Raw genomic sequence first — 3,752 nt, 5'->3', positions numbered from 1 at the left:
ATTTCGACTCCTACGTGGACGAGACGGACCTCCGCCTTTCCATACTGATTGGGCCCGAGAACGATCGCCATGTGGCCTCCCTGTCGTGGGACGGTCATTTCCCTTATCCGGAGTGCGCCTTTCGCCCGGCCGGGTCGATCGGCCTGCCGCGGGTCCGACCGTCCCGGCGCGTCGTGCCGGCACCGGTGCGGGCCGGAGACCGCCGAACGTGGCCTGACCATTCTGCTGGACCGGGTGACCTCCCGGACCGACAGTGAGTTTCGCGCGCCCGGCTCGTGCCGTTCGTCGTGCCGTTCGTCCTCCGGCCCCTCGCCTCGGCCTGTCGCCGGGGTGCCCCTCCGGGCCAGGTGGACCGCGGGGTGGGATCACGCGGTGGTGACCCGTCCGGGTGGCTTCCGGTAATGGAAAGTCAGCGAGACGTCAATGGTCTCGCATGCCGGCGGTGCCGTGTACCGCCCGGTCGTCTCTGGTTGCGGAAACTCATCTGCACGGGTGACGGGTTGCGTCTTCTTTGATATCGCCGCGGGTTCTGGCCGTCGTTTCGGGTGGTCGGTGAAATGTCCTCCGGGCCGGGCAACTCGGGAAGGCGTTCGTGCGTCAGAAGGGGAGAAGGGGAGGGGTGTATGTGGGACGCCTGGAGAGTGCTACTCTCCGTATTAAGATGCTCGACGCTGGGTGATGATCTTCCGGTTGGCGCCGTAGATTCCGCTAATCGAGGATACGTGGGGTTGATCTCTGGGTACCGTTCGGACGTAGCTTCCCGTCCGGCGACGCTGCCGGCGCGGTCTTCAAGAGGGGGCATTACATGTCTCGCTCGGTAATGATTCCCTCACGTATTTTCCGTGGGTGGGGTCGCTCGGCCCGGCTGGAATCCCGGCCGGCGGGATCGCCTGGTCGCCGGCCCCGGCGGTGGCCGGGGGGGACGCTTCTGCTTGCCGCGGTGCTGTCCGCGGCGGCCTGTTCCGGCGGGGGGGCATCACCGGCGCCGGCCGGGGCCACCCCCGCGCCGGATCCGGCGGCGAGCGTGACGGTCACGCCGGGGGACGGCGCCACCGGGGTGGCGCTGACCAGCCCGGTCGTCGTGCGCGGCAACGCCCCGCTGGCCGCGGTTTCCGTCAACCGGAGGGCGAGCGCGTCGGAGAAGACGGAGCCGGGGATACTGCTCGGCACCTTCTCGGCCGATCATCGGACCTGGACATCCTCCGGTGGGCTGTTCGCCGATTCGCGGTACGACGTCGAGGCGTCCACGTCCCCGGCGACGGGCATCGTCGGGACGACGTCGGTGCGGACCGGCTTCGTGACCGGCGTCCCGGCGAAGTCGTTCAAGGTCTCCTGGGAGCCGGTCGCGGGCCAGACCGTCGGGATCGGCGCGCCGATCAGCCTGACGTTCAGCGCGCCCGCGCCCAGTCGGGCCGCCGTCCAGAGCCGGCTGGTCGTACGGACCGATCCGCCGGTCCTCGGCGCGTGGAACTGGCTGTCGAACCGGGTCGTCATGTGGCGGCCGAAGGAGTACTGGAAGCCCGGGACGAAGGTGCACGTCGAGGCCAACTTCGCCGGCTACGACGCGGGCGGGGGCCGGCTGGGGGTCAAGGACCGGGCGATGGACTTCGTCATCGGCTCCGCCCAGGTCTCCAAGGTCGACTCGGCCACCCACACGATGAAGGTCTTCCGGGACGGGCAACTGCTGCGCACGATGCCGGTCAGCCTCGGCAAACCCAGTCTGCCGAGCATGGATGGCCCGCACAACGTGCTGGGCAAGTCAGCTGAAGTGATCATGGATTCGGCCACCGTAGGCATCCCCCAGGGCGACCCGGACTACTACTACGAGAAGGTCCAGTGGGCGGTCCACTACACCAGTGGCGGGCAGTACGTGCATTCCGCGCCCTGGTCGGTGCCCTCCCAGGGACGAGCCAACGTCTCCCATGGGTGCGTGAACGCCTCACCCGCCGACGCCCAGTGGTTCTACAGCTTCACCCGGCTCGGTGACATCATCGACATCGTCAACACCGGTCGGCTGCCGGACACCTCACAGCTCGGCAACGCGTGGTCGGTCCCCTGGGCCACGTGGAAGGCGGGCAGCGCGCTGCCAGTGTCCGACCAGCTCGCCCCCGCGGTGAGCCTCGACTCCGCGGTGAGCACCGTCACGCCCGGGCCTGCGGCCGCCATCCCCAGGACCGGCTCGGCGGGCGCCGGCGCCTGACCGGGCGATCGCGGGTCTCGCAGCCGCGGCAGCGTGGACGACGCCCGGCCCGACCAGCTCGGTGCCGGGCGTCGTCAATATGCGCCCTCGGCCGCTCCCACCGCGGTGGCGGGATGGCGCGGGGCGGCGGAGTGGCGCGGGGCGGGGACAGCCGGTCAGGGGGAGGAGCCGGGCGGGCGAGCAGGCGGTGAATTTCCGCCCGGGGGAGGCGTCGTAAACGACGGATCGGCCCGTGACGGTTGCGAACGGCTCATGCTGTTGAGTAAGGGTATGGAGAGCGAGCTGTCGAGACGCTCCGGCCCGTCGCGACGGTTGGTGCGCCGGTCTGTTCGCGCGTGCGGTCCTGCCCGAGGGCGTAGAGGCGCGCGGGCGCGGCGTCTCGCGCGGGTGCGACGTTCGAGAGGTGCATAGTGAGGCGCTTGCGCCACCAGACCACCGGCCTGCCGGTCTGGTGGGTCGAGGTGCTGATGCTGGTGATCCTGTACTACTCCTACACCGGCACCCGCGCCGTGGCCGACGCCTCCACCGGCGAGGCGATGCGGATGGGCCACGATCTCCTGCGCCTGGAGACCTTCCTGCACCTCGATCCCGAGCTCGGGCTCAACCGCTGGTTGCAGAGTGTACCGGTGTTGGCGATCCTCTGTTGTTACTACTACGCGACGCTGCACTTCGTCGTGACGCCGGCCCTGCTGGTGTGGATGCATCGTCGGCACTCCCCCCGGTACGCCCAGGTCCGCTGGACGCTGGTGATCACCACTCTGATCTGCCTGGTCGGGTTCTTCCTGTTCCCGACCGCCCCGCCCCGGTTGCTCACCGGCACGTCCTATGTCGACACCATGTCCCACTTCGAGGGCTGGGGATGGTGGAGCGGTAGCGCGAGCGCCGCCCCGAACGGCCTGGAGGGACTGACGAACCAGTACGCCGCGCTCCCGTCGCTGCACTGCGCATGGTCGTTGTGGTGCGGTTTCCTGCTGGTGCGCTTCGGGCGCCGACCGCTGCTCCGGGTGCTCGGCGCGCTCTATCCGGCGGCGACCCTGTTCGTCGTCATGTCGACGTCGAACCACTATCTCTTGGACGCCGTCGCCGGATGGGCGGTCCTGGGCGTCGCCGCCGGTGCGGTTGCGCTCGTCGCCGGGTGGCGGTCCCGGGTCGGTTTCGTGGGGAGCGCCGCCGGGCAGCCGGCCGTGCCGGAAGTCGGATCGCCGCTTGCGCCGAACGCGCTGGCACCGGTGTCCGTGCCACCGCCGTCTCCGCCGCCGTCTGCCCTGGCACCCCGCCCGCCTTCCCAGTCACCGCCGCCGTCTGCCCTGGCACCCCGCCCGCCTTCCCAGTCACCGCCGCCGTCTGCCCTGGCACCCCGCCCGCCTTCCCAGTCACCGCAACCGTCTTCCCTGGCACCCCGCCCGTCACCGGCGCCTCCGCCCGCCCCGCCGGCCACCTCCAGCATGGCGGTGCGGGTCACGCCGGTGGCGCGAGCCGACGGAGCGCACGCGAACTGATCGCGGTGGGTGGCCGATGCCGATCCGACCGTGTCGGCCTGGATCTGGATCTG

At 70.4% G+C, this 3,752-nt stretch carries 2 protein-coding genes; both read left to right on the top strand.

All coding sequences use genetic code 11. From position 1 onward, the window contains the following. Window positions 1-1,024 precede the first annotated feature (1,024 nt). Window positions 1,025-2,200: a L,D-transpeptidase gene (locus AC08OU_RS14890; RefSeq protein ID WP_476605150.1), complete on the top strand. Its 1,176-nt coding sequence runs from the start codon at window positions 1,025-1,027 to the stop codon at window positions 2,198-2,200. Window positions 2,201-2,610: 410 nt separating this feature from the next. Then, window positions 2,611-3,699 (top strand): phosphatase PAP2 family protein, encoded by a 1,089-nt coding sequence (locus AC08OU_RS14885; protein ID WP_476600531.1) that lies wholly within the window; start codon window positions 2,611-2,613, stop codon window positions 3,697-3,699. Window positions 3,700-3,752 lie beyond the last annotated feature (53 nt).

It is taken from the genome of Frankia sp. CcMO1, from assembly GCF_977945845.1.
Note: the sequence above shows the minus strand (reverse complement) of the source record. Positions and strands in the feature narration are given on the sequence as shown.